At 32.9% G+C, this 3,447-nt stretch carries 4 protein-coding genes; 1 reads left to right on the forward strand and 3 read right to left on the reverse strand.

Annotated elements, in window-relative coordinates; translation table 11 throughout:
* Positions 1-323: transposase (locus FPG59_RS14945; RefSeq protein ID WP_176330766.1), on the forward strand; the 323-nt coding region annotated here is incomplete at its 5' end.
* A 246-nt stretch (positions 324-569) separates the two neighbouring features.
* On the opposite strand, the gene FPG59_RS14950 is transcribed toward FPG59_RS14945, so the two are convergent.
* The 3 genes from FPG59_RS14950 to FPG59_RS14960 form a co-directional block, all read right to left on the reverse strand.
* Complete coding sequence (locus FPG59_RS14950; protein ID WP_086455357.1) at positions 570-1,271, reverse strand: hypothetical protein; 702 nt, start codon at positions 1,269-1,271, stop codon at positions 570-572.
* 100 nt (positions 1,272-1,371) lie between these two features.
* The gene (locus tag FPG59_RS14955) at positions 1,372-2,460 is read right to left on the reverse strand and encodes a PQQ-binding-like beta-propeller repeat protein (RefSeq protein ID WP_086455358.1); all 1,089 of its coding nucleotides are present in this window, start codon (positions 2,458-2,460) and stop codon (positions 1,372-1,374) included.
* A 214-nt stretch (positions 2,461-2,674) separates the two neighbouring features.
* Positions 2,675-3,313 (reverse strand): hypothetical protein, encoded by a 639-nt coding sequence (locus FPG59_RS14960; RefSeq protein WP_086455359.1) that lies wholly within the window; start codon positions 3,311-3,313, stop codon positions 2,675-2,677.
* Positions 3,314-3,447 lie beyond the last annotated feature (134 nt).

Genomic DNA, 3,447 nt, shown 5'->3' on the forward strand with positions numbered 1-3,447 from the left:
GCGTGAAAAAGCAAATGACGCTGACGCATCAGGAATTCATCAGGCGTTTTACGTTGCATATTTTGCCAAAACGTTTTGTCAAGATCCGTCATTACGGTTTTTTGAGCAGCACTTGGAAACGGGAAAAATTGAAGCTTTTGCAGGAAAATCTGCAAGTAAAAGTCATGGAAAAGCGGGAGAAGAAACCCTTTTTACCCAAGTGTCCGTGTTGTAAAACAGGAAATTTACACCGCATAGCAGTCTTTGACCAGCGTGGTCCACCTCCCGAAGCATCGGGATGGTATCATGGCGGTGGCCAAAATCTAAATCTCTATAAAAGCTAATTTTGTGGGTAAGGGCACGTATGTCTAATCCCGAAACTTCGGGAAAGGAAAACACTAGAAAACTATATTCAAAACTACTTCAAAAAAAAGAGGATACTAAATCCTCTTCATATTCTCTCACTAAACTTTACGATAACTCCATAGTTCCTGCCAATGACCGGTTCCGTTCAACACGGGTTTCATTGTTCGGCTTGCAGCCGCAACGAAACCCTAACTGTTGGGCGTAGTATTTTTTCGTTTTTTATGTTATTCTAATTTCGTTTTTCTAATGATATGAATTCCTCCGATACTGTACGCAACGTCAATAGGAACTACTTTGTCTTTCAAATAGAAGTTCCCGTTTTGAAATGGCGTTATTCTATTGTCAATTAAGAAAAAATAGTTGTCTTTATCTGTTAAAATACTAAGATTGTCGTTAGTCAGTTCAACAGTTTCTACGTAATCAACCAAGCCAAGTTTATTTAGTTCTGGGATAGTCACTTTTTGTCCATTCATTTCACAAATGTGTTTTTCCCCAAGTCCAGGCATTCCAAACCAAGGCATTGCCTGTCCAACTTGCAAAGAGATGTTTGAAGTGTTAACTCCAAAAAGAAAGTTCTTAACTTTAAATGTCTCAAATATTGGAGGTAATGATTTTTTATGAAATGGCTCTTCTGCTTTCCAAAAGAACATAACTTTATTCTGCCACTCTTGGTCGTTCGGGTCTTCACAAATTAAATTGTCCATCCAATAATGCATATAAAGTTGGCTTGCCCTAAGAAGGATTGTCGATTTGTCAACACTTTCTCGTTGTTGGTCAGTCAAAGTTCTGATTATTTTAAACCCATAATCATCATCTGTCGAAATAAAAGCGTCTCCTTTTTCTGATTGAATAGTTTTAGTTTCTGCTAAATTTTGCGAATTGTCTTCTGTTTGTTTCCTTCCAAAAATTTTGTCTAAAAATCCCATATTCTATTTTGATGTAAAATGTCTTATTTTCTGCCTAGTTCTGTAATATTATGCCCAACGGTTTAATTAATCTGAGTTTTAATGCAGTTTAGGTTTTTTATCAGTTTTTATTGTTAATACTCTTTAGCGCAACTAGTCCTTGATTCATTTTTTTATAAATAAGGTTATTTCCTATTATAGAGAAGGCTTCAGAAATAGGTCCTTCAGTTTTATATCTCCATTTTTCTACACCTGTATTTATATCTAATGCAACAAAATAGTCATTACAAGTGCCATAAATAAGTGTATTATTTAATACAATTTTTCTAGTACAGCTTTTACTTAATTGACTCTCATACACCCAAATATCTTTACCGTTTTTAAGATCTACAGCGTGTATGTTAGAGTTAACATCAATAATCAGTTTACCATTGTGTATAACAGGAGAATTAAAGATCTGAATATTTGTTTTTCTTTTCCATATTTCTTTTCCATCATCAATGTTTAGAGCATATATATGTTCGTCAATACTACCAATGAACACTGTATTATTGTCAATTACAGCAGAAGCTCCAATGTTATGAAGAGTTTTATATCTCCATTTTACAGTACCATCTATCTCATTTATTGCGTACAAATTATCATCATTACTTCCAATAAATACAATTCCATTTTTCATTATTGCACTACTTAGTATCTTGTCACCAATACTTAATTTCCATATTTCTTTACCGGTTTTTGCATCAATAGAGTAAAAATATCCAGAATGATCTCCAATGTATAATTTATTATTATTGAATTTAGGAGAAGAGCTTAATTCTCCTGATGCTTTAAATTTCCATATTTCTTTACCTGTTTTTAAATCGATAGCATATAGGTAACTATCAAGACTTCCTGCATAAACAATGTTGTTTATAACTGTTGGCTCTCCCCAAATTTGATTTTTGGTCTCAAATTTCCATAATTCCTTACCCGAATTGATATCAATTGCATATAAAGAATTATCTGCACAACCATAATAAACAATATTATCTTTAATTGATGGTGGAGAAGGGTTGCAATTTCTTGTGGTTTTCCAAACTAAGGAAACAGACTCAGAAATATCTTCATGAGTACATTCCCAAATATTATGTGAATCCACAGATTGTGATTGTATAGAGTAAGAAAACAAAGTCATTAAAATTATTGTGGCATACATTATTTTATTCATCCTGCGGTCATTTATGTAGTCTATATTAAATATGATTGTTAATGTCGGTCGTGTCGGTTTTGCAATATTACGCCCAACGTCCCGCTAGTAGGCGATGGTCGGGCTAAATAAAAACAATTTTTCGGATTATCACTAATTTGCCAAATACAAAACCATATTTCCATTAAGCCTGATTCCCGACTATTGCTTACTAGCTGTTGTGCGTTCGTACTTTTTATCCGAGTCTTTCTAGGATTTTTCTAGGTGCATAGTGGACTTCAAATCCTTTGTCCACTGATTCGTCAACAAGTTTGTGATAAGCTTCCCAAACAGTTTTTTCTTCCGAATATTCTGTAATATTGCCATCATTTAGCAATTTAAAATTGTCTCGAATTTCAAAAACATTGTACTCTGAATAGCTTTTTCTGTTAGCAAAACAACAAACTGTCTGCGGTCTTAGATTTTGAATAAACACTTCTAATTCGCAAATTTCTGTTTCTAATTTATATGTTAGCCAATCTTTGTCGCAAATGTCCGAAATATGAAAAATGTGAACAGTATTTCTAGCTTTATTCAGTAATACAATCTCAGTAGAACCAAATACGTTTCCAATTTGTATAAAGTCGTTCATTTGTTCTGTCCTAAATTCGCTATCAAATAATTCTAGAGTTTGCTTACTTGACAAAAAACTAAATGGTTTTTCCATTTCATCGTTTTCTCCTGCTGGAATTGCAAGTAAATTGTCTCCAAAAAGCTTGTAAGAATGAATTTCTCTGAAATTTTCAGGGAAAAGTAAAAGAGTATTCTGGTCTAAATTTGTTTTAACTCCAAAATTGTCAAGTTGTTTTTCAAGTTCAAATAATTTCTCTGTCATTAAGTTTTCTTATGCTTGTTATAGGTCGATTTTTCTGCTCTTTAGTATTCTAACTAACGTTTTTTTTATATTGTTTAAAATCAAGTAGTTGAAAAATTAAAATCGTCTACTGAGAACTGATAATTTTCTAGTTG

It is taken from the genome of Flavobacterium sp. FPG59 (genome assembly GCF_002150205.1).
Taxonomy (GTDB): domain Bacteria; phylum Bacteroidota; class Bacteroidia; order Flavobacteriales; family Flavobacteriaceae; genus Flavobacterium.

What these genes read in the sequence shown, in the direction of transcription:
- FPG59_RS14955 (WP_086455358.1), bottom strand. Translation starts at nt 2,460, where the DNA reads ATGAATAAAATAATGTATGCCACAATAATTTTAATGACTTTGTTTTCT.
- FPG59_RS14950 (WP_086455357.1), bottom strand. Translation starts at nt 1,271, where the DNA reads ATGGGATTTTTAGACAAAATTTTTGGAAGGAAACAAACAGAAGACAAT.
- FPG59_RS14960 (WP_086455359.1), bottom strand. Translation starts at nt 3,313, where the DNA reads ATGACAGAGAAATTATTTGAACTTGAAAAACAACTTGACAATTTTGGA.